The sequence below is a fragment of the Streptomyces sp. MnatMP-M17 genome (assembly GCF_900091995.1).
Taxonomy (GTDB): domain Bacteria; phylum Actinomycetota; class Actinomycetes; order Streptomycetales; family Streptomycetaceae; genus Streptomyces.
In genome coordinates this window covers 1-23,371 of the sequence record NZ_FMDK01000135.1, presented here as the reverse complement: position 1 = coordinate 23,371, position 23,371 = coordinate 1, and the positions used below count along the sequence as shown (strand labels likewise).

The following is a 23,371-nucleotide window of genomic DNA, read 5'->3' as shown; positions in this document are numbered from 1 at the left end:
ATGGGCTCGCAGTGGTACGAGGACCTGGTCACCGACCTCCAGCAGACCGGCCTGGACGCACGGTTGGGTGACCTGTCGCCGGCGGAGTTCTGCCAGCTTGAGCTCGGCTTGTTCTATCTGGAGCAGCACCTGACCGGGCAGCCGGTCGGCGCACTGTGGACGGCGCTCAACCACTATGCGGACCTGGGGCCGACGGGCTTGGAGGTCGTCCGGCGGGTGCGGCTTCGGATGGGCGACGCGGCGCGCGGCGGCCAGTGGCGCGAGCGGCTGAACGAGTATCGCAAAGTCCCGGTCGAGCTGCGGATGTTCACCACCGGCGGTCCGCCCGGGCATCGGGTCCTCAACCACACCCTCTTCGAGCGGTACCCCTCGCCGCATCTTCCGCAGCGAGAAGGCGTCTACCGGGCTGCGCTCACCGACGCGGTTCCCTACGACACCGAGCCGGCCCACGAACCGGTGCCGCCCGGCGCCGAGTGCTTCTTCAAACGGCGCGACGGCGCGGTCGAGAGCCTGCGGATCCCGTCCTGGATCCAGGTCGCCCCACCGACCGCACGGCTCGCTGCGCGCGCGAGCCGCGTCCGGGAACCGTTCCCTGTCACCCGCGACGATCTGGCCCAGGCCTTCAAGGAGATGGACCGGGCCCTGGAGTCACACCCGCAGATCAGTGACCGCGACTTCGAGCGCCGCTTTCAGAACATGACGTTCTCGCGTGTCGACCAAACGGCCGGGCGACTCGTCGACGGCCTAGGGGTGTTCACCGTCGACGGGATCGCCCACACGGTCGGGTTGATGAACGCGGGCAAGAGCACCTTGCTGGACGGGCTGGCGTTCATCGGTGTCCAGCGCGGACTGCGGGTGGGCTACGTGATGCCGTCGATCAGCGCCGCGCTGGCCAAGGTGCGGTTCCTGCGCGCGCTGGGGATCCGCGCGGTCCCGCTGATCGGCCGTACCACCCGCGAACGCCACGTGGAGAGCTACTGGCGCGACGAGCTGTACGACGTGGACGCCGGGCACGCGCTGCCTGGCCCGGAGTTGGATCCGGCGGCGGAGTTCACCACGTCGATGTGCCTGCTCGAGCCGCTGCGTACCGGTGCCGGGCGCGGTGACGCGCCGTTGCGGGAGGAGGACTTCCCCTGCCGCGGGCGGCTGAAGCTGCCGAAGAAGCGCGAGTTGCACGACTGCCCGTTGACGCACGTGTGCCCGCAGCAGGCCGCGGCGCGCGCGGTCCCGGATGCGCAGGTGTGGGTGATGACATCCTCCGGTCTGGTGAGCAGCAGGATGGAGGGCTCCTCCTACCGGGCGCGGCAGATCGAGGCGATCCAGCACGAGCTGGGCCTGTTGCTGGTCGACGAGGCCGACAAGGTGATGGGTGATTTCGACCAGCGGTTCATGCTGCAGGAGCCACTCACCTTTCCCGGTGGCTGGAGCGCCCGCACGGCGATCGCCTGCCATGACAGTCTCGACGCCGCCTGGCATCAGCCGCTGACCCACCCTGATGTGCGCCGCTACCAGGGCTACATGCTGCGGCACTATCAGGCGCTGGCCGGCCTGTACCCGCTGCTGGTGACTCCGCCGGACAAGAGGAACAAGAGCCAGGACAAGGGCGGGAGCGGCAGGGGCCGGGGCGGGGAGGAACTGCTGTCGGAGATCGTCGCGGAGGGCCCGTTCAGCGGTTTCTCGCTGCTGAACCGGCTGGCCCGATCCTTGCACGGAATCACCACCTTGCAGGAGCGGCCGGACCAGGCCAAGGAGGAAGAGGCCGCGGACCGGTTCTTCGACGAGTTCCTCGCGCCGTTGGCCCGGGACCCGTTCAAGGCGCCTCCCGGTCACCTGGACCGCCTGCTGACCGCGATGACGGCCGGCTACGACACCGAGTGGTCCGGGAAGGAAGCAGCCGAGGGATGGCTGCTCGAACACGCGCCGAAGGACAAGGACGGGAACGTCAGCGGCTGGGTTGAGCAGATGCTGCCGCAGCTGGTACGGCTGCTCATGGCCGGCATCTGGTCGGCGCGGATCACCACGAGTTTCTTCGGCGCCAACTCGCTGCTGCCCGCGGTCCAAAAGCAGATGCCGATGGAGGCGGCCGACAGCTTCTTCAAACACCAGCCGCCACCCGACCTGCAGATGCTCGTGCCGGAGCAGGCCATGGGCAACATGCTGGCCCTGCAGTGGAAACCGAACCGGGACGGCACCAGCGGTTCGCTGGAGATCCTGTGGCTGCGCGGGGTGGGCCGCTGGCTGCTCTACCACCTGCACGACCTGCTGGGATGCGAGGGTATCGAGGGCCCCAACGTGGTGCTCACCTCTGCCACGAGCTGGATGCCCGGCTCAGCGCGCTACCACGTGGCCATCACTCCGCAGCTGATCCTGCGCGAACCCGAGCCGTGTGCGCAGGCGCTACGCCAGAGCCGGATGCTGTTTCGGCCACAGTATCGACCCGGCGACCACAAGGGCATCTTCGTATCCGGCGCCGGTGGCCGCCAGCAGCGTGAGGACGCGCTGCGCGCCGTCCTGGACGCGATCTGCAACCCCGCGCCCGGGGCCTCCAGGTCGTTGGTCGACCAGGTGCGTGATCGGCTGGACCCCGATCGTCAGCGGCTCGCGTTCGTCACACTCAGCGGCAAGGACGCGGCAGCGTGCGCACTGCACATGAACCTCAAGACCCGCCTGGCGGCCCGCCACGTCACCCCCGACTCCGAGGCCCCTGGCCGGTATGGGCTGGCCTACCGGCGGATCGGGCGCTTCGCCGCGACGGACGCCGACGTCATGCTCGCCCCGGAGGGGTCGCTGCAGCGCGGCCACAACGTCCTCAACGGACGGGGGGTGGCAGCGTTCGGCGCCTTGTTCTACCTCGCCAGGCTGCACCCGCCCGCCGACGACCTGTCGTTCCCGCTCGCCGTTCTCAACCAGTACGCGATGCAGCGACTGCTGGACCCGGTGGACGGCACGGCCCCGGGTGTGGACCTGAGCAAGCAGGCCCAACTGCTGCGCGCCGATGCCCGCGGCCTGTGGCTGACCTTGATGGGACAGCCGCTGTTCTTCTCCCGCCTTGCCCGCGTCGACCTTCGGCGGGCGTTCGTCAGCGACCTGATGGTGCAGCTGTACCAGACGCTCGGACGCACGATCCGCGGCAACGTGCCGACCCGGATCTACCTCATCGACGCCGCGTTCGCGCCCCGGGCCGCCAACCTGCGCGAGACGGCCGAGGACACCGACCGCACCAGCGTGCTGGTCGCCGGCCGGCAGTTGATCAACCGCCTGCTCGATCCCCCGGAGCCGGGCGCGCTGCCTGGGCGGCGACTCGAGCACGAGATCGCGAGTGCGACCTGGGGCCTGTTGGACAACCTCTTCGAGACCATGGACTGGGGCCGATGACCGAGCGACCGAAGCGACCGAAGCGACCGAAAATCTCCTTCAGCGGGATCCAGTTCCCGCTGTTCGCCGCGAAACCGGACGAGTGGTGGCCGTGCGAGCTGCACAGCGCGGCATTCCCCAGCGACCTGCTCCCCCGCCTGGAGCGGGCCTGGGCCTCCAATCCGAAAGCGCGCCACAAGGACCGCCTGCCGACGTGGGCGCTCACGGAATTGCTGCTGGAGCTGGAGCCGCAACTGCTGGCCGTCTCCACCGACCTGCACGCCGGCACCTGGCTGCGCGCGATGCGCCCGCTTGCCGACACCACCGTGGTGGCACTCGCGCTGGAGGCCTGGGTCTGCGGGCACGTCGCCCCCCACCAGGCCGACGTCCCATGGGGCGAGGTCATCGGCGAGGCACTGAAGCTGCAGTGGAAGCCCGCCCGGCCGAACCTGCTCGAACGCGGCGTGCGACCGAACGGCACCGCTGAGCCCAGCGAGGCCGCCTACAAGATGCTGGCGACATTTCTTGCCGCCAGCTGGGTCGACCGAGGCCGCCGACTGGGCGGCCGCGACACCGACCAGGGATCCTCATGGATCATGGGCCCGGCCTCGCCCGACGGTGACCGGTCAGTGTTTCTGTGGCCGCCAACCCGCCTGGCACGAGGCGGCGAGCAGGGCTACAGCACCCACTACCTGCGCTTCAACCTGGTGACACTCCCCCACGACGAGCGGCTGCTGCTGCGCGTGGTCCCGCACGTCGCGCGCATGGCCGCCACCCAGCCCGCCTACATCCCAAGGCGCAGCCACTACGAGCCCGCCACCGCCACCATGCTGCTGTACGCACCGAGCGGCGTGCTGCGCGGCACCGAGCGGGACACGCTGCTGCGCGCCCCGGTCACCGTGACCGGTGTCAAGGACGAGATGCGGTGGACGTGGAAGCCCGGCCTGCCCCAGATCCTGTCACGGCTCCCCAGCCCCGACCTGTTCCCGCTGCCCGACCAGGTCCGCAAAGACCCGGCCCACTTCGCCTCCCCGAGCGAGGCCGGAGGCGACCAAGCGCCCAAGCCCCGGGCGTTCCTGCAGCACAGCACCGGCTACAACTACTTCAAAGACGACGAGGACAACAACGACGACGGGACGCGGGAGACTGGTGGGCATCCCACCGGGACCGGCTTCCAGCCGATCGACCACCTGACTGTCTTCGAAGCCCTGGCCCCGGTCCTTGAAGAGCACCACCTCGTGCCCGTCACCCCGGCGGCGGAGGTGAAGCCGCGGTCGCGGCGGCTGCCGAAGAAGCGCACCAAGGCGGGCGTCGAGTACCCGATCGAGCTGTGGCACGCGACGCCGCGCACCGCCGACGCCGTCCACCTCGTGCTCACCCGGATCCTGGGCCTGGAGCACACCACCACTGCCCACCATGGCGACGCAGTCGTGGGCTGCTACCACGGCAACGAGTTCAGTGTCCGGCTGCGCCTGGTCAAGCCCGGGCTGCTGTTGGCCGGCTGGCCCAAGGCCACCGACAGCGACCCGGACAAGCGCCGCCGAGCCCGCCAGGCCGCCCTTGAGGAACGCGCCCGGCTGTGGCAGGACACGTTCCCACCCGAGGACCGCCCGGTCGGCTGCCTCATCGAACTGGAGGGCCCGGGCTACTACAAGGCCGCCCGGCTGGAGGACCCGAAGAAACCGCTGAAGAACGCCCTGCCGCCCCGGTGCAACCGGCTGGTCCAGATCATCAAGCCCGTCAACCGAGACCCGAACCCGGACGCGAGGAGCACCGGCCTGCACCCGTTCGAGAACACCGAGGTACGCAAGCAGGACATCGAGCGCATCACCGCTGCAGTGCTGGACCTGCTGAGGCAGCTGGGCCGCCTCCCCACGCTCCCACCGCTGTTCGACACCGCACCGCTGGAAGTATCCGCGCTGTGGCTGGCCCACACAGGTCCTCACCTCGTTCCGATGCTGCTTCGGATGCGTACCGACGGCACCGCGACCGGTCAGCTGATCCCGAGCCAGAGCCACCCCGTCGAACCGGAGATCCCTCTCGAACTGCTTCCCGCGGCGCTGGCCGAGGGCCGCGGGAAGGTGAAGCGGACCGACCAGGAAACGCTTGCCCGCTTCCTGCGCGGAGCGCTCGCCGAGGACGACACCCACGACCGGCTCTTCATCGCCCGCGCCGCGACGTTGCGCAACAAGGGATTTTGGCCCTGGCTGTCCAACCAGCACATCACCGCCGACGCCCTCATGTGGCCAGGGGTCTCGCTCACCGATCCCGGAGCGGTGCCCATCCCCCGCACACCGACGAGCCTGCCGGGCCTGCGCATTGTGCGGATCAACGACAACAACGATGAGCTGCCCCACGGCTTCGGCATCGGTCCGGCGCCGGAAGCGGCCGAGCCTGTCGCCGACATCGAGGATGCCGACGACAGGCAGGACCAGGCGGAGTCCCACCTGGGAGCCGTCCAGGGCCAAGGCGCAGCGGGCGACGGCGCGAGCGGTGGCGTCGGCGGTGATGCCGAGGAGGCGGAGTCGGTCGCGGTGCTACCCGAACTGCCATACGGGTGGGGGCGGTTCTCCGGAGTCGCGCGGTGGAATGATCGCGGCTACCTGGCCATCAACCCCCGCCCCGACACCAGCCAGCTACCCAAGGGCGTGAGCAAGCTGTCCGGGCCGGGCAACGACAGCAAGAACGGCCAGAACCCCACCTCGATGCACATCCACGCCTCCTTCCTCCAGGACGGCGATGATCCGGACCAGCTGGCGCTGTACGTGCAAACACTGCGCCGCTTCCACACCCACACAAGCAAGGCGACCTGACTGCCGGTGATCCTCCACCTGGGCAAGCTCATGGAGGAGTACATCCCCTGAGGTAACCCGGTGGGCCGCTCGGCCGAGCGGCGCTAGCTAGGGCCCGGCCACAGCCACCTCGTGCACCGTTTCCGGGCGCCATCAGGCTGCGCCCGCGGGTGTTTGTCTTCTCATGGGGCCGGACTCCTGGTCCCACCGAATATGCGAAGGGGTAATGCCGCCGATTGTCCGCCGTGCTTTTCGTGCACACGACATACTGCTCCCATGGTGGGGGTGGATCTTCCAGAGCCGCAGGGACAGCAGCGCGAGGTCGTCTACCTGGCTGCGCAGGGGCACACGGTGGTGCTCGGCACGGCGGGCAGCGGCAAGACGACGATGGCAGTCCACCGCGCGAGGTATCTGGCCGGGGCTCCCGGGATCGGTGGGCCTACGCTGCTGCTGACGTTTAACAAAGCGCTGGTGACCTACCTGAAGTCGATCGGCGCCCGGGCGCCGCATCTGACGGTGGAGAACTACCACAAGTTCGCGCTGGGCTACCTGAGTTCGGTGACCGGCGGCCCGGTCTGGGTCTGCAAGACCAAGGAAACGCTCGTCGAGAAGGCCCTCACGGAGGTCCGAGCGACCACGCAGCGCGCGGTGGCCGCCCGGCCGCTGGACTTCTTCCTGGACGAGCTGCACTGGATGGCCGGCCACGGGGTGACCGGGCAGGCGACCTACTTGAATGGGGTGCAGCGCATCGGACGGGGCACGTCTCTGGCCCCGGCCGACCGGGCCGTGGTGTACCAGGTGTACCGCCGTTACCTCGAGTTGCGCGCCGCGGCCGGCCTGAACTTGGACTGGGACGACGCGGCCAGCCAGGTGCTGGAGCACCTGAGGACCGACACGCGGCCGCGCCTGTACCGCCACATCGTCATCGACGAGGGGCAGGACTTCACTCCGGAGATGATCCGCTCGCTGGCCGCAGCGATCCCCACGAACGGGTCCTTGACATTCTTCGGCGACTACGCCCAGCAGATCTACGGCAGCCGCATGTCCTGGCGGTCGCTGGGCCTGTCGGTGTCCGGCAAGATCGAGTTCGAGCAGAACTACCGCAACAGCCGCCAGATCGCCCGTCTGGCGCACGCGATGTCGGAGATGCCGCACTTCCGCGACGAGGTCGACCTGGTGGCACCGAGGGCACCGACGGCTGACGGCCCGCTGCCCACGCTCGTGACGGTGGCCTCGAAAGCTGATCAACTGCGGCAGGCGGCTTCCTACGCTAACGGCCTGGCCGCCGACCGGCGTGTCGCAGTGCTGATGCGGACCCGTGCCCAGGAGGCGGTGCTCAGGCAGCACTTGGATCCGCGGCACCGGCACTACCGCATCCACCGCGAACTCCCGTCGTGGCCCAAGGGGCCGGGGGTGTTCTACGGCACCTACTCGGCGGCCAAGGGCCTGGAGTTCGACTCGGTGATCCTTCCCTTGTGCGATGTGGACGAGCTGCCCAAGCCGACCGAGGTCGCCGCCCATGGGCTGGAGGAGGCACTAGCCAGAGAGGCCCGGCAGCTGTACGTGGCGGTCACCCGTGCCCGCAGCGAACTGGTCATTCTGCGCTCCGGGCCGCTGACTCCCCTATTGCCCGACGCGATGTCAGACCTGTTCTATAGCCTTCCGACATGACTGGGATCTGGGCGCGGGCGCAGCAGCACGGCATCACGCGGCTGTGCCACTTCACCAAAGCCGTGGGCCTGGGCCACATCCTGTCCACAGGCGAGTTGCGCGGGGCGGCGGAGCTGCGGGAGAGCAGTGAGGGATTCCGCCCCACCGACCAGCGGCGCCTGGACGGCTATCTACACCACATCAACTGCAGCGTCGAGTACCCCAACACCTGGTACCTGGACAAGGCCCGGGGACTTGATCCGCACTTCCAGGAGTGGGTGATCCTCACCCTCGACCTGCGGCTGCTGGATCTGACCGGGACGGGGTTCTGCCCCTTCAACGCCGCCCGCCACGAAGGAGTTCACGTCGCCGGGGGCCTGGCTGCATTCGAGGCGATGTTCGCACCGCAGGTGACCGGCAACGCCCCCCGGCGGCGTGGGCCCGCGCACCCGCCGTGGGCGCCCACCGACGACCAGGCCGAGGTGCTGATCCCCGGGCCGGTGTCCGCGACCGCCATCACCTCGATGATCGTCGCCTCCAAGGAGCAGGCCGAACTGGAGCGGTATCGACTGACCGACCACCTGGTCACGGGGAAGCTCTTGCCGCCGATGCTGGTGGCCCCCGACCTGTTCGACAAGTATCAGCTCAGCAACCTGGTGCGGGCCGGTCAGCGTCCCGCCGAGCATCCCGTCAGCCCATGAACGACTCTGGCAGAGTGACCCCGTGAATGCTTCGCCCGCCCTTCACCCCTGGCGTGACCGCGCCACCGGCACGCTGCTGGCGGCAGCGGCCGGCGACGCGCTGGGCTGGCCCTACGAGCGGCGCGACCGCACCCGCCCGCTGGGAGAGGTGCCCGCCTCGGGGGGCTTCTTCGCCTGGGACCGGTTCGCGGGCTCGCGGCACCAGCGTGTCCCCGAGCACGTCGACGCAGGCGACTACAGCGACGACACGCAGATGACGATCGCGGTCGCCCGTGCCCGGCTGGCGGCCGGCCCGCAGTGGCTGAGGTGGCTGGAGCGGGTGGAGTGGCCCTTCCTACTGGATTACGAGCGTGGCGCAGGCGCCAGTGTCAAGGCCGCCTGCCGGTCCTGGGCGCGTGACCGCGCCCCGTGGGACGGGCCGGCCGCGGCGGTGGCCCGGTACTTCGCCACCGGCGCGAACGGCGCGGCGATGCGGATTGCCCCGCATGTACTGGTCCACCGCCAGAATCTGCGGTTCGATGAACTCGCCACCGACGTGGTCCGCGACGCGGCCACCACCCACGGCCACCCGAGGGCGCTGCTCGGCGCGGTCGCGCACGCCTATGCGCTGTGGGTCAGCCTGCGCGAGTCTCCGCCACTGCCCTACGGGTGGCTGGTCAACACGTTGCTGGACGACGCGAAGCACTGGCAGCAGCCGTTCTGGCGCGTCCTGCCGGAGGCGTGGCAGGACCGTGCAGCCGGCCACTTCGAGGGCCGGTTCGATCAGGCGTGGCTTGCAGCAGCGACGGAGGCCGAGCAACTTCTGGGCGCCGCACAGGGGGAGTTGAAGGAGGGCGCGGTCAGCGCCCCGACGCTGTTCCTCACTCGGCAGGGCCTCACTGCCAAGGACAGTCGCGGGTCCGGGACGCTCTGCGCGGTCGCGGCGGCCTATCTGGCCACGCGGTCGGCTTCCAGCCCGGACCTGGCGCTTGCCACCGCCGCCCGTCTCGACGGCGCCGATACCGACACCCTGGCCTCGATGACCGGTGCCCTGCTCGGCGCGGCGCTCGGCACCGAATGGCTCGGTGCGATGGGCCGTACCGTCCAGGACCGCGCCCTGCTCGTCGACCTGGCCGAGGGCCTTATCGCAGCACCGGAGAAGGCTCGGATGCAGACCCCGACCCACGAGCAGGCGCTGGGGGCCCGGACCGTTTTCGCCGAACAGCTGTCGCGTGCGGCGGGCGTCCCGCGCACGCTGCGGCTGCCCGACCGTCGCAACGCCCACGTGAGTCCGGCCCCGGAGGACGAGGCGGAGCGGTGGCTGGTAGCGGTGACGGAGGACGGCCAGACCCTCCATCTGCGCCGACCCGAGAACCGTCAGGCTGCGCTGTTCGACGTCGCCTCGTCCCCTGGCCTTGCCCGGGTCGAGCCGTCTCGGCCACCGGTGCGCGCCCCGCAGACGGCGGCCCAGCTGCAAGGCGCCTACGTGCAGGTCGCCGACTCCGAACAGGTCCGCCGGGTCCTGTCGTTTTTCTTCGGCCTCTCGCCCGACCGCTACGGCCCCACCTGGGCCTCCTACGGTCAGCTCGTCCTCACCCAGGACCGTACCGCCACACCCGCCCCGCCTGAGCCGCTCGCTCAGTTGCGGGTCGCGGTGCCGGACCTGCACCAGACCCGGCAACTGCTCGCCAGCCACGACGTGAACGTCACCGGTGACGAGGAGACCGGCACCTTCCGGGTCCAGATCGACCCCTACCTCACCGTGGTGTTCGCGGCTGCCGGCGACCGTCGCGCACCACGTTGGGACTTCGGGCTCTGACACCTCGAGACGACCTGGTCCGTCGTGTGTGTCGCGGGGGCCGTTCCGGCGGCCGTCTCCGCCAGGGTGGTGGCGAAGGCACGGGCGTCTGCGACACGGTGATGGAAGGTCAGAATGCGGCGCAGCTTGTGGTCGTGGATGGTGCGCAGGGCGGCGTCCTGAGATCGCCGTCGTTGGCAAAGGGTCCATGGCCCGGCCGAGGCATCCACGGTCGCTGCGAGGCGGTGGATGCCTCGGGGACTATGGGCACGAGGCCCGATTCAGCGGTCGATGCCGACGTGGCCGGGGAATCGGGTGGTGGGATCGAGTTGGCTGAATGCCCAGCGGACGAGGTCCTTGCTGAAGGCCAGTTTCGGGTCGTTGTCAAGGGTGTCCTGAAGGATGACGGTGAGGTTGGCCCAGGTGCGGAAGCAGCCGTGTCCGGCGCAGTCGTCGATCCACAGCAGTACGTCGTCCTCGGCGTCGTTCCACAGCCGGTGGTAGCCGGGGATGACGGTGAGGATCTCGGCGGGGGTGAGGGGGCTGAACTGCTGCCAGCGGTGGACGCGGGAGTGCAGGGCACTGCGGTGCAGAATCTTCTGGCGAGTGTTGCCGCTGCCGACGAGGACGATGGCCAGACTCTTCGCCGTTTTGCTGTTCTTGTCCCACAGGTCCCGCAGGTACTCAAGGGCGGCGGGGCCCAGGTGTTGCACTTCGTCGAACAGGAGGAGGTGGAAGGCGCTGGCCAGTGTCTTCCTGATCTGTTCGTCGCAGATGTGGGTGGTGTTGACCGGTGCTGGGCCGGGGAGGTTCAGGCCGTCCCACAATGCCGCCCGGATCTGTGCCAGGTGAGGGGCCTGGGCGAACTGCAGCCACACTGTGGTGTCGGGGGCGAGTTTGCGGCAGGCGGCGTTGACGGCGAAGGTCTTGCCCAGGCCGACTTGTCCGTGGATGCAGATGATGGCCGTGCGGGTGATGGCTGTGCCGACCAGGGATTCGGTGAGCAGGGCGGCGTCGGTGGCCATGCGAGCGGCGTGTTCAAGGCCGAGGAAGTGGTCGTCGGCTTCACCGGGGAGGCGGCCGACGCTGAAGGGGGCGGTGGGTGTGGTGTTCACTGGTTGTCCTCCTCTGGCTGGTCGGAGTTGGTGGGGCTGGTGCGGGGGCGGGGTACGGCCCAGCCCTCGGTGGGTGCCGGAAGGGGCAGGAAGCCGGGCAGCGCCTGGCTGCTCAGGTCGGTGCCGCCCAGGTCGCGCAGTTCCTGGATGGCCCGGTCCTGGGTGATGGCGTCCAGCCGGTGTGTGGGGCCTTTGTTGACGGCCGCGTAGCGGGCCTTGCGGCTCTTCTCTGCCTTCTCCAGGCATCGGCGCAGTTCGTCGGCTTCGCGTCGGCGGGCGCGGTCCAGTTCGCGACGTACGGCGGGGGGAGCCTGGTTGGCCATGACGGCTGAGCCGAGGTACTGGCCGGTTGTCGGTTCGTACAGTTCGACGTAGCGGTCGTGGTGGGGCATGTAGCGCAGGTGGACTTTCTCTCCGCCTTTGCCCACCATCCAGGGGGCGAAGTAGTCGCGTTTGCGCCAGCGGACGCCTTTGCTGGTGATGGGCAGCGGCTTTCCGAGGCGTTCCAGGGTGAAGGCGTGGATGTCCCTGGCGGTGACGGTCCTGATGGGAGTGGGGTCGGCGGCCCACGCCTGGGCGGGGGTCTTGCCGCCCAAATCCTGGATGGTGTTCTCGGTGTTCCATTGCCGCACCCAGTCCAGGAGCAGGGTGACGAAGACCTCGAAGCGGAGGAGTTCGGGGTCGGGGTCGATGGGTTTGCCGCCGGGCAGGGTGGGGGCTTCGGTGTAGCCGGGCATGTCGGCAAAGAGGGTCTTCTTGACGGCGCCGTTGGCCGCTTCGACGGTGGGTTTCAGGTCGGGGCGGCGGGGTGGCAGGACGATGAGTTCGGTGCCCAGCAGGTCCATCGCTTCGCCGACGGTCTTGCACAGGAAGTCCTTGCCTCCGTCGACGCGCACGCGTTGGGGGCGGCCGCCGAAGGGGCCGTGTTCGGAGGTGGTGAGCAGGGCGTCGCGCAGGGCGACGAGGATGCTTTCCCGGCTGGGGGTTTGCGGGGTGATGGCCAGGCCGCAGATGCCGTCGGTGGCGCAATCGATGAACCATGTGATCCATGGTTTTCGGATGTGGCCGTCGATGATGACTTTGACGCTGGCTTCGACGTGGTCTGTCTCCCAGGCGTAGTTGCGGTGGTGGCGGTCGCGTTTACCAAAGACGTCGAAGCGGCGGCGTGCGGCTTCTCCGCCGCGCAGGCCCGCGAGTTGGCCGCGGTTGAGCTGGCGGTGCACAGCTCGGTGGAAGGTGGCCCGGGCGGGCACTTCGGGCAGCGTGGGATCTTCCTCGGCTTCTGCTTTCAGTTCCAGGTGGGCGCGGGTGACGTTGCCGCGCCAGCGCGCCACTACGTCGAGCATGTGATCGGTAAGTTCGAAGTGCGGCCGGCCGGCCGGGGTATAAGTGCCGCCGTTGGCGCGAGCGTTCTCGACCCAGCGGCGCACGGTGCGGGGATCAACGTCATGTGCGCGGGCAAGGGCGGCCATACGGCCGCTGGTGGGGGTGTGCTCGGCGGCGTCTTCCAGCAGCAGGCGTACGGCCAGGGCTCGGAGTTGGGTCGGGTCGGGGGGTGGTGGGGGCGTGTGCTTCATCAGTGCGTGGTGTGCTTTCTGAGGGTGCTGGCGGGGGTTAGGCGGGGGCGAGGGTGAGCAGGCCGGCGCCGTATGACTTGCCCTTGCCGATGCCTTCGCGCAGTGCGGTGACCAGCAGGTTGGGGTCGGTGATGGTGGCGGTGCCGTCGAACTGGGTGAGTTTGTAGAAGGGGGCGGGCCGTTCGGGGCTGGGGAAGGGGCTGCGGAGAGTTTCGGTGGGTCCGGTCAGGTACAGGCCGGCGATGGTGGCCTTGCGGTGCCACCATGCCTGTGCGTCCTGGCCTTGCAGGGCGGTGATCTTGCCTCGGGGGCGGCGGCCGGTGACCGGGTCGGGGGGTGCACCGGTGGGGCGGTACGCGGTGGGAGCGGCGGTGATGCGGTAGCGGACCGGCAGCCCGGGGGTGAGGGCGGTGAGCACGGGGGTCAGATCTCGGGTGTCGGTAGTGCCGTAGCCGCTGGGCAGTCCTGTCACATCCGGGGCGTCGGCGGTCTGCACCAGCAGGACGGGATCCAGGCCGGGCTCGAGGCGGAAGAGCAGCCCGCCGTTCTTGCGGGGCGTGGGGCCAGCGGGGTGGGCGAGAAGCCGCATGAGGGTCTTGTGCATGCCCGGCCGGTTGGCAAGGTCTGAGCGGGCCAGGCGGTGACTGCGGTTGACGACGATGCGGGTCAAGGTCGTGGGCATGAAATGTCCTTGCGGATGTAGTCGGTGAGTGCCTCGATCGGCCGGGGCCCGGCGTACAGGGCGGCCGGCAGGTGTTCGGTGGTCTGCCACAGCGGCCGCAGCAGGTGGGTGCGGGCCTGGGGGGTGAAGTCGCTGGGCTGGCTGGGGCTTTCGCGGTGCGGGGTGTCGCCCAGGGCCGGTGGGTGTTCGTGGATGAAGGTGACCGGGATGTGGGCAGCGTCTGGAGCGGGCGGGTGCTGAAGGCTCAGGGGTACTGCGGTGCGCAGTGCGGCCACCGGGTCGGGGATGTCGGTGTGGATGATCAGAGGTTCGTCGGGCAGGCCGTTGCGTCTGCCGAGGTAGGGCGAGAAGCAGGGCTCGGCCAGGGTGTCGGCGATGTGCCGGAGCAAGGGCGCAGGGCCTTGCACTGCGACGGTGAAGACGGCTCCGGCCAGGTAGTCGCGGTAAGTGACGAGCGTCGATTTGGCTTGGCTGCGGTATCCGCCGGCGGCGGTGCGCAGGCCCGTGCCGTGGGGGCGGCCGCCGCCGGCGGTCTGGAAGTCGCGGTGGCGGGTTCCGGGCCGGTCGATGCGGAGGGTGAAGACGAGGTCGTGATGGCTGGGGGTGTTGGGCAGGTCCGGGTGGGGGTCCAGGGCGTGTTCTCGGGTGCGGCCCTGGGCTGCGGCGAACATGCCGATGAGCGCGGAGCGGGTGGGGAAGGCGGCGGTGTCGCGGTGAGGGAAGGCGGCTGTTTCTCCCCAGGACTGCAGCAGGCCGGCCAGGCGCAGCACCACTCCCCTGCTCATGCCGTGTCCCCGGCGGTGTGGGGAATGGGGGTCAGTACTGCGGCCGCGCAGGCTGTGGCCAGATCCTCGAATCCCGGGTGGCAGGTGCCCAGAGGGTCGATGGGGTGGCCGGCGGCGGTGGCATGGCCGTGCGCGATGCGGCGGCGGGTGCCGACGAGGCGGTCGATGGTGGCGGCGTAGTCGGCCAGTGTCTGTCGGGCGGGGGCGGTGTAGCCCTGTCCTCGGGCGGTCACGGGCTGTTCGAACGCCGCGCCGTAGGAGATCGGCCGCCGGTCGCGCACGACATAGTGGACCAGGTCGGGTACGCAGTGCGGGGCGGTGGAGGTCTGCTTGCCCCGGGGCATCGCCATGGTGAACGTCCAGACGAACAGGTCGATCACCTTCTGCGCGGCGGCGGTGTCGCCGTCGAGGTTGGTGATGAGCGCGGTGACGTTGACGGTGGCGAAGCGGTAGAAGACCCCGGCGGTCAGGAACGCGGTCTCCAGGTGGGCGCTGCCTGCTTCGTTGGGGCGGGGCCAGTCCTCGACGGCGGTGAAGAAGTCCGGCTGCAGGCGGGTGTCGTGGACGGTGAACGCGGGTGCCATCTGCACGGCGCCGTCTACGTGTCCGGTGGGAATCTCGGCGAGCATCCGTCCGAACAGGTTGATGGTGGTGGTGCGGCGGGTCAGTTCGGCGGCGATCTGTTTGGTGGGCAGGACAGGCGGGGCCTGCTTACCGGTGGTGTTCTGGTCGGCCAGGGCCTGTTCGAGTTCGCTGCGGTGGCCTGTGCAGATCTGCAGCAGCCGGTCGGTGACGTCGGTGGGCAGGTAGAGCATGGCCTGGGTGCGGTGGCCTTGTTGCGGGTTGGTCTTCAGCCCGCCGGTCTTGGCGCTCGCGGCGACCTGTGCGGCGGTGAAGTCCGCCAGGTCATCCGGCCAGCCCTGCCGGCGCAGGGCGTCGGCGAGGACCGGGGGGACCATACGGGTCCGGGCGGCGTTCTCGCCGAGTTCTTCCTCCATCTCCAGGCGCACGGGACGCTTCCAGGCTGCGGAGGAGATCATGGAGCGTTCCGCGTCACCCATTTTGATCGTTTTGGGGTGGCCGCTTTCTCCGCGGTTCAGGTTGGAGGCGGTGACCGGCTGGAGGACGTGGAGGTCCAGGAAACGGGAACCACTGGTCATGTCTTTAGTCCTTGATGGGGTTGAGGGTGAGGTAGAACGCGTCCAGCCAGCGGGTGGCGACCTGGTCCGGGTCGAAGACGCGGGCCGCGAGGTCGTCGAGCAGGACGGGCCAGTCCCAGGCGAGTTCGGCGCGCAGCAGCCGGTCGGTCAGGGAGGGCAGCAGGTGCTGGTGCAGGTGGTCGTCGCCGACGCGGACGATGACGTGCAGGAGGGCGTCGGTGCGGTCCTCGTTGAAGGCGGCGCGGCGTACCGCGCGTGCCAGGGTTACGCCGAGGTTGGGGCGCTTGCGCCAGGCTGCGGTCGTGTAGAGGGCGGAGTCGGGCTGCCCGGGCCCGGGGGCGTCCGGCGGGCTGGGCGGAGGGTCCTCTGCAGCTGGGGGCGCCGCAGGTGTACCGCCGGGGTCGGTGACGGAGGGCAGGCAAAGGACGGCTGAGGAGGGCGGCACTGCGAGTTCGCCAGCAGTCTGCCGTGGCCGTGGGGCGGGGGTGGGGCGGGTGCGCTGTGCTTCGAGGGGGTCGGCCAGGGCAATGAGGGAGGCGACGGTGTAGTGGGCGTGGCGCTGGCCGTGGCCGGCGGTGCGCACGGTGAGGTATTTGTGCATTCGCAGGCATTCTTTGACCGGGCGGCCGCGGCCGTCCCTGAGGTCTCTGCGTACGCCGGGGTCGGTGCACAGGTCGCGGATCTCGGTGGTGAAGTCCTGGTAGTGGCGGCGGCGTTCGGCGGCCGTGGGCATCAGCGGCGTTCCTCGTCCGGTCGGGTGCGTGGGGGCCGGTGGAGTTCGGCCACGGCGGCGGCGACCGCGCGGGCGGCATGCCGCAGACGGATACGGTCGCCCGCGGTGGCCGTGCGCAGTGCCTGCTCCGCGGCGGTGGCGTACACCCGCCGGGCGGAGATGCCCGGTTGGTCGAGCAGGCGCCAGAACGCGTCCTCGGCCAACGGCCAGTACGCCGCTCGGGCCGGTGCCGCCCACGGGGACGTCGGCTTCTTCTCAGGCTTGCCTGGGGTGCGGCCATCCGCGCGGCGGTCGGGGCCGTCGATGGTGTCCATCCATGCCTGGCCGGTCAGGTAGGTCAGCCGCCCGGCGTGGTGTTCTGCCGCCGCGACGCATTCGGCGATGCGTTCGGCGCGTTCCGGGTCGTGTTCCTGGGCCCAGGCCCAGATTGGCGGGGTGATCGCGGTGTACCAGCGGCGGTTGCTGGCCTTGCCGTCCTGGTCGAAGCCGTGGACGCGGACCCGCAGGCGGGTACGGACGTGTTCGGGCAGGTCGTTGAGGGTGTCGAAGATCTGAGGTCGGCGGAAGGCGCGGCGTTCGTCCGGAGCCAGCAGCAGTGCGTCCAGTTCCCGCCACCATGCCTTGTCGGCGTCCGCCCGGCGCGGGTACCGGCGCAGTTCGGGTTTGGCGTTTGCGTTGGTGTGGACGACCAGGTAGGGGTCGGTGGTCGGCAGCGGGGGACGTTCGGTGGCCCAGGTCAGGTACACGTCCCTGACGCAGGAGCCGTCGTGGCCGGGCACCAGCAGCAGTGCGTGCTGGGAGCGGCCGGTCAGGATCCGCCCCGGCCAGGTCATCGGGACGGACGGGGCGTCCGGGGAGGGCGGGGCGGGGTCTTCCCACGGGCACAGATCAATACCGGTCTGCTCGCCGGTGAGTTGGGGGATCTGGGCCAGGAGCGTCTCGTACAGGGTGCGGCCCAGCGGGTGGAAGGAGACCGTCGAACGCAGGGGGCCGCTTCGCCCGCCCAGGTGTCGGGGGGGCGCGGCGGCCGACGGTGCGTGGTGTGCCGCCGCCGCTGGCACCGTAGTAGTGGTGGATCAGCAGATGCTGCAGGGCCTGGGCTGTCGGTACGGGTGCCGGGTCGAGGTCGTGGTGCGGGCTCAGCCAGGCCAGGTTGTTGCCGGCCGGGCGGCCGAAGACGAGTTTGTTGATACCCGAGGGGGCTTTGCACTGGGACGCCAGCAGCGGGTCCTGCAGCCAGGGCCGCACCGGATCGAACACGTCGAAGCAATAGGCGTCGTTGTCGAAATACGCGTTCACCGCGGCGGGCTTGAAGCCATCCTGCGAGGACAGCAGCGCCCAGCGGCGGGCGTTCCACTGGTCGGCGGATAACCGCGGGTCGTCCAGGGCGGTGATACGGGCGGCAATGACAGCAGCGACGCGCAGCAGCCCGGACGCGGACGGCGCGATCGGCATCGCCAGGTCATCAACGGTGTGGGCGTCGAGAAACAACTCCCGCAGACCCACCTGCCGGTAGGTGGTGCCGGATCGGACATCGATCCAGGGGTCGTCGGCGGCGCTGAAGCGGGCAGGAACACACATCAAGGGGCGTCTCCTACAGGTGAGGTCGCAGCACCGCCTGGCCCTGGACAGCAGTCCGGGTCCGGCAGGTACGCAGACGAAAAGGGAAGAGGGGGAAGGGTGTGGACGCATCGCCGGCGAAGGGCCGGGCGGGAAGGGAAAAAGTGCTGGCCAAGTATCAGGAGCGGCAGGCGTGGTGGGGCGGTCTGCGCACCTGACGCAGTGTCGGGTTCGGCGGGGTCCGCCGAGCGGACCCCGCCTTCACAACCGACGGCAGCGGAAGGAAAAAATGGCACACCGCCGCTCATGCTTGTGGCACGACGGTTACGTCCCTCTCCGAGCCGTTTGGGCTCGCCGAACACCCTGAGGCAATCACACCGCAACCAAACATGTCCAATGCGTGAGAAAGTGTGATTATCAGGCATTCTCTGTATGATGTCCAGCCATGTCCCGGCGCCGTGCCGCGGCAGGCGTTGACAAGCCGGTGCCGTGTTGCCTTGAAAATGTCCGCCGGGCGCTCATGCGGGCAGCTTGTTGTGCCGCACCGGAATCGGGCGGGTCAGTTCACCCTGTCGTGGATGAGGCCCAGTTCGTCGTCCATGCGCAGGCGATGACGTCCGTAGTGCTCGGTGTGGGCAAGGTCGCGGGCAGGGGCGGGCAGCAGGACCAGGTCGGCGAGCAGCGGATGCTGGTCCCAGCCGGCGGGGGGACGGTGCTGCGGGCCGCGGGCGGCGACCCAGGCGGCGGGCACGGGCACGGTGTGCTGCAGGATCTGGTGGACCTGGCGGGGGCTCAGGTGCCTCTGGTCGGGCAGCGGCTGTGTACCCGCACGGTCCAGGGCCGGTGCACCGCCGGCCGTCAGGTAGCAGGGCAGGAGACGTCGGGGCAGAGTGCCCAGGCGGGTGGCGGCCTGAGCTGCGGTCAGGTACTGACGATGCAGGTCGGCCAGGGCCGACACCCGCTCGTGCGGCGGGATCAGGTGCACGGCGCTGAGGTGTTCCTCGGCCATGGTGCGCTCCAGGTGTCCGGCCAGCAGCCGACGCAGGTTCGCCGTCTCGTCGGCGAACGGGGAGTGTTCGCCGTGAACCTGCTCGACCAGGTCCTGCACGTCGCCGGGCAGGTCCAGTTGCAGGTCGTGGTTCCTGGCCTGCAGGAGGGCAGCGGTGGCGTGCAGCAGGAACGCCGGCTCCACGGTGCGCCACTCGGCCGGGACCGCGGTCGTCCCGGCGGCGCCGAGCGGCTGCAGAACCGTGAGGTGCGGCACGTGATCGGGGCTCCACCATTGCGGGCGGCGGCCGGTGTTCTGCCAGGCCAAGCAGAAGCGCGCGAGGCGGCCTGCGCGCTGCAGGAGCCGGGCGATCGAGGCCAGATCACTGACCATCATGTCCACGTCGATGTCCAAACTGGTGTCCAGGATGCTCGTGGTCACCACGACCAGCCGGTCCGGGCGGGGCCCGGCCGGACCGAGAGCCCGGCGCACCCAGCCGGTGCGCTGCTCACGCACCCAACCGGGGAACCGCGCGTGCAGCAGCACCAGCTCCCCCGGATCACCCGACCAGGACCGCCGCAGATACCGGTAGGTGTCCTGGCTGTCGGCGACCGTCGCACATCCCGCCATCGCGCAGCCGCCTTCCCGGACCACCTGCCCGATCGTCCGGCCGATCACGGCGAGCCGCTCGTCCGGGTCCACGACCCGACGCGCGTCGCCCAGCCGCCGGTAGGTCACCGGGCGCATGGTCATCCGCAGCGGGCGGCGCTGAGCCCGGGAATGCCGGATACGGGCCGCCTCCTGCATCCGGTGGGCGGTGCCGGTGGCGGCATCGGCGAACAGCCATCCCGGAAAGCCCGGCGCGTAGTCCGCGGCCTCAAGCCCGCCCGGATCGTGTCCGGCACCGGCCAGATACGCGGCCACCATGGCACTGCTGGTCGAGGAAGGCATCGTCGCCGACAGCAGCACCACCGGTGTACGCAGACTCCCCAGCCAGCCCAGCAGCCGCAGCAACTGCAGGTGGCTGTAAGGGGTCAAGGCATGGGCTTCGTCGACGACCACCGTCCTGCCCGACAGCGCCAGCAACCGCAGCACGCTGAACTGCACCGGCAGCACCGCCATCTGCGCCTGATCGACGGTCGCCGCGCAGAACTGGGCCAGCAGCGCCATGTCCTGGACGCGCAGGAACCTCTCTGGCGCGGTCGCCTCCCGCTCCCCCGCCCCGGCAGGCTCCGTCACACCGCCGTCCGGGCCAGCCGCACCGGCCTCGTCAGGTGCCGAAGTACCGGCCGGGTGTGTGGCGTCGGGCATCAACATGGCCAGGGCACCGACAGGACCGGGTGGTCCACCGGCCGCCTCGGCGGTGAGCCGCGTGCCGGTGTAGGCGGCGTTCATCCCGCTGCGGCCGTGGACCAGGGTGACCGGCACCCGCTCGGGCCGGTGGGCGCGCACATACCCGTCCAGCATCTCCCACGCGGCATCGGTGGTCGCCGTGGTCGGCATCAGCCACGCCACACCGGCCGTGCCGCAGCCGCGATTACAGATCCGGCCGACTTCCAGGGCACTGACGCTCTTGCCCGATCCCGTACCGTCGGCAATCACCGTGATGCCGACGCCGTACTCGCCCACAATGCCGGGCAACCGCGTCATCAGCGAGGCCTGCACATCATTGGGGCCCTTCAGATGCGGATGGGCGGTGGCGAACGGCACCGGCTCCAGGTCCACGCGCTCCAACTCCGCATCCTCGACCGCCTCCACCGCCCGAGCGCGGGCGTCCGTATAGTGCTCAGAGGCACCGAACGCCGGCATGTGCGCTGCATCCAGCCAGTGCCCGCGCTGCCCGGACAGCCAGCCCGCCAGCATCCCCACACCAGTGATCAGTACCGCCGCCTGCACCGAAACACGTTCCGGAACCGTGACCGCACCGGTCAGATACCGCACGAGCGCCGCGTAGCGGGCCCGCAACTCCTGCCACGCCGGTCCGCCGGCCGTGGCCGCGACCCTCCGTGCGTCAGCGCCACCGCCCACATCGACCTGCAGGAACCGGCCTCCCATGCCTCCGACCATCTGCGCACACCGAACCGCCGGGCTGCAGTTGCCGCCGACAGCGAAGCCGAACCCGCCCAACACACCAAACGCCACATGCATCGAGGACCGGTCCACCTCCACCGGTGTCTGCGAGATACGGCCCGCCCCGGCCACCAGGTCCTCGCCCAGCCGCTGCCACGCGCCACGCTCACGCCATTGGAAGCCCGGCACGAGCTTGCCCAGCTCCCTCAATCCCGCCAGCAACGCCGTCAACGACCGCGCCTGCTCCTCGCCCACCCCCAGACCCTCGGCAATCACCGCACGCTGCGAAGAACTCAAGAACCGGTCCCACAACACCGCCGCAACCGCCGCGTCATCAAGCATCCGGAACAACAGCGGATACGACGTCCAGGCCGCTGCATCAAACTCCGCCCACACCCCGAGGTCGATCCCGCGGAGCCGGGCATCCTCAACTACCCCCACCCGCAACCCCCTTTCAGCCCCAAGATTCACTCCGCGCCAGTCGATCACTTTCGGTACGCTAGGCTTAACCACATGTCACCGGAGACCAGCACGGCGCGCCCTCCACCACCAGCAAGGAAGGCTCCATCGACCAGGCACTGCGGCCCAACCCGGACGGCACTCCTGCACGCGCGAGGAGGACTCCTGCCGCGTACTGGGCGAAGGCGTCACCACCCGGCCCACCCCGCACAGGCAGGGGTGACTCGGACCATCGCCAGAGTCCCCAGGCATAGCCGTCCTCCGCCCCGCACGCGCAGGGATGGCTCCGTGATCGACACCGAGGAACAGGACTGGGCTCGCTGCGCCCCGCACACGCAGGGATGCCCCCCTCTACCTCAAGGAACCCTTGGACCCCGCCCTGCACGCACAGGGATGACTCCCCCACCCACATCATCGTGCCCTCGCTCCGCCCCTCCGCCCCGCACAGGCAGGGATGGATCGGACCACCAAAACCCCGCTTTGCCCATCCCGCGCCTCTCCGCACATGCAGGGATGACTCCCCCGGCATCACCCCGCCCCGCTACGAGCTCGGCTCCGCCCCGCAAAGGCAGGGATGGCTCTACGGCCGCGCCACCGGCGGCTTCACCACTTAGCTTCGCCCTGCAAACAGGGATGGTTCGCGGTAGTCCATTGCCGAGCCTGGAAGCTCCAGTACCGCCCCGCACATGCCGGGACGACACCAGCCGATCGCAGCAGCCTCCTCGTACTGGTTCTCCGCCCAGCACACAGAATGACTCGTTCGTGTCCCCATTGGGAGAGTCGAACTTCAACTCATGCCCTGCACACGCAGGGATGAGCCCCCCGCCCCCGCACCGCCAGCGGTGCCGAGACCACCGACTTGGCCCTGCATGAGCAGGGATGACTCCTACTCGAAGGCCTGGCCGTTAAGCTACTGCGCGTCTGCCCCACCATACGCAGGGACACCTCTCAGACGGAGCAGGCGCCATCGGATTGCCGTCTGCCGCCTGACCTGGCGGGCCACCAGGCCACTCCCCGGCGTCCGGGGCCGATCTGCTGCCGCACCAATCCCACCCGCCGTCACCAAACTCAGCTACGCGATCCAGTCTTGCAGGCAGATAAAAACTGCAGTGGGATCTGTAACGTCCCAGCTCAACAAGTCTCCGCCCCGCACGCGCAGGGATGACACGTCTCTTGATCGACCCCGAAACCGGTCTGCCGCCTCCGCCCCGCACGCGCAGGGATGACACGTTCGTGTCCACGATGGGGAAGTCGAACTCCAACGTCACCCCTCACACGCAAGGATGACTCCTCGTCGATGAGCACCGTGCCGATCGACTCCAACTCCTCTGCCCCGCACTCGTAGGGATGACGCGTCCATCTGGAGCGGACTGCCCGCGTAATGGGCCTCCACCCCGCATACGCAGGCATGACTCCATCGCCCCTGGTGCGCTACCGCGGGAGGCCCTCTCCCCCCTGCACACGCAGGGATGAATCGATCGCCGCACTGTGGGAGAGCATCGGCTTCCACTCCGCCCAGCACACGCAGGGATGGCTCGATGCAGTCGGCGTCGGTCAGCTCGTCCTCTGCCCCGCAAATGCCGGGGATGACTCTCCTCGCACCACGAGCGGCGCCGATGCCGCCGACTTCGCCCTGCACCCGCAGGGATGACTCCAGCATGGCCTACCCTCGCGCTACGCTGCTGTTCCCCGCCCCGCACACGCAGGGACGACTCAACACAGAGGAGGCCAGTAGTCGGCAGAACCCCGCCCAACTGGAAGAAACTGCAGGTCAGGCAGGGTCCACTATTGGGATTCTCACTGCAATGTCCTGCAACTTCTCATCTGGCGTCACGTCAATTTCTCACCGGCTGCCGCCTTTGATTCTGCCGAGGATCAACAAAAAAGCACGTCACAAGGGATGACAGCGACAACGGACACATGGCATCACGATGAGAATCCCGCTGGACATCGAGATGAGACTCAGCA

General features: G+C 69.5%; 14 protein-coding genes. 5 read left to right on the top strand and 9 right to left on the bottom strand.

Annotation, left to right across the window (positions count from 1 at the left end):
- The 5 genes from GA0115259_RS07155 (at position 1) to GA0115259_RS07135 (ending at position 10,295) form a co-directional block, all read left to right on the top strand.
- Positions 1–3,375, top strand: a complete 3,375-nt coding sequence (locus GA0115259_RS07155) for a pPIWI_RE_Z domain-containing protein (protein ID WP_093592500.1) — start codon at positions 1–3, stop codon at positions 3,373–3,375.
- Positions 3,372–6,167, top strand: coding sequence for a pPIWI_RE module domain-containing protein (locus tag GA0115259_RS07150; RefSeq protein WP_093592497.1), 2,796 nt, complete (start codon positions 3,372–3,374; stop codon positions 6,165–6,167). Before GA0115259_RS07155 ends, GA0115259_RS07150 begins: the two co-directional genes overlap by 4 nt.
- 255 nt (positions 6,168–6,422) lie before the next feature.
- Entirely contained in the window at positions 6,423–7,817 is a 1,395-nt protein-coding gene (locus GA0115259_RS07145; RefSeq protein WP_093592494.1) for a 3'-5' exonuclease, read from the top strand.
- Positions 7,814–8,497, top strand: coding sequence for a DarT ssDNA thymidine ADP-ribosyltransferase family protein (locus GA0115259_RS07140; protein WP_093592491.1), 684 nt, complete (start codon positions 7,814–7,816; stop codon positions 8,495–8,497). The genes GA0115259_RS07145 and GA0115259_RS07140 overlap by 4 nt, the downstream gene beginning before the upstream one ends.
- Positions 8,498–8,519: 22 nt before the next feature.
- Positions 8,520–10,295, top strand: coding sequence for an ADP-ribosylglycohydrolase family protein (locus GA0115259_RS07135; RefSeq protein WP_161230311.1), 1,776 nt, complete (start codon positions 8,520–8,522; stop codon positions 10,293–10,295).
- A gap of 260 nt (positions 10,296–10,555) precedes the next feature.
- Here GA0115259_RS07135 and GA0115259_RS07125 read toward each other — a convergent pair whose 3' ends face one another.
- From GA0115259_RS07125 to GA0115259_RS07090, 9 genes are all read right to left on the bottom strand, one after another.
- Positions 10,556–11,389, bottom strand: coding sequence for an AAA family ATPase (locus GA0115259_RS07125; protein ID WP_161230310.1), 834 nt, complete (start codon positions 11,387–11,389; stop codon positions 10,556–10,558).
- Positions 11,386–12,966, bottom strand: a complete 1,581-nt coding sequence (locus GA0115259_RS07120) for a Mu transposase C-terminal domain-containing protein (protein WP_093592482.1) — start codon at positions 12,964–12,966, stop codon at positions 11,386–11,388. The genes GA0115259_RS07125 and GA0115259_RS07120 overlap by 4 nt, the downstream gene beginning before the upstream one ends.
- 37 nt (positions 12,967–13,003) lie before the next feature.
- Positions 13,004–13,648, bottom strand: coding sequence for a type I-E CRISPR-associated protein Cas6/Cse3/CasE (locus GA0115259_RS07115; RefSeq protein WP_093592478.1), 645 nt, complete (start codon positions 13,646–13,648; stop codon positions 13,004–13,006).
- Positions 13,633–14,421, bottom strand: coding sequence for a type I-E CRISPR-associated protein Cas5/CasD (gene cas5e, locus GA0115259_RS07110; protein WP_256097935.1), 789 nt, complete (start codon positions 14,419–14,421; stop codon positions 13,633–13,635). The genes GA0115259_RS07115 and cas5e overlap by 16 nt, the downstream gene beginning before the upstream one ends.
- A gap of 8 nt (positions 14,422–14,429) precedes the next feature.
- The gene (cas7e, locus tag GA0115259_RS07105; protein ID WP_093592473.1) at positions 14,430–15,593 is read right to left on the bottom strand and encodes a type I-E CRISPR-associated protein Cas7/Cse4/CasC; all 1,164 of its coding nucleotides are present in this window, start codon (positions 15,591–15,593) and stop codon (positions 14,430–14,432) included.
- Between the two features lie 4 nt (positions 15,594–15,597).
- The gene (locus tag GA0115259_RS07100) at positions 15,598–16,326 is read right to left on the bottom strand and encodes a type I-E CRISPR-associated protein Cse2/CasB (RefSeq protein WP_093592469.1); all 729 of its coding nucleotides are present in this window, start codon (positions 16,324–16,326) and stop codon (positions 15,598–15,600) included.
- On the bottom strand, positions 16,326–17,273 hold the full coding sequence (locus GA0115259_RS41580) for a type I-E CRISPR-associated protein Cse1/CasA (RefSeq protein WP_256097937.1): 948 nt from the start codon (positions 17,271–17,273) through the stop codon (positions 16,326–16,328). Before GA0115259_RS41580 ends, GA0115259_RS07100 begins: the two co-directional genes overlap by 1 nt.
- The gene (gene casA, locus GA0115259_RS41575) at positions 17,215–17,907 is read right to left on the bottom strand and encodes a type I-E CRISPR-associated protein Cse1/CasA (RefSeq protein WP_256097934.1); all 693 of its coding nucleotides are present in this window, start codon (positions 17,905–17,907) and stop codon (positions 17,215–17,217) included. Before casA ends, GA0115259_RS41580 begins: the two co-directional genes overlap by 59 nt.
- A 538-nt stretch (positions 17,908–18,445) precedes the next feature.
- Positions 18,446–21,433, bottom strand: a complete 2,988-nt coding sequence (locus GA0115259_RS07090; RefSeq protein WP_256097933.1) for an HD domain-containing protein — start codon at positions 21,431–21,433, stop codon at positions 18,446–18,448.
- Positions 21,434–23,371 lie beyond the last annotated feature (1,938 nt).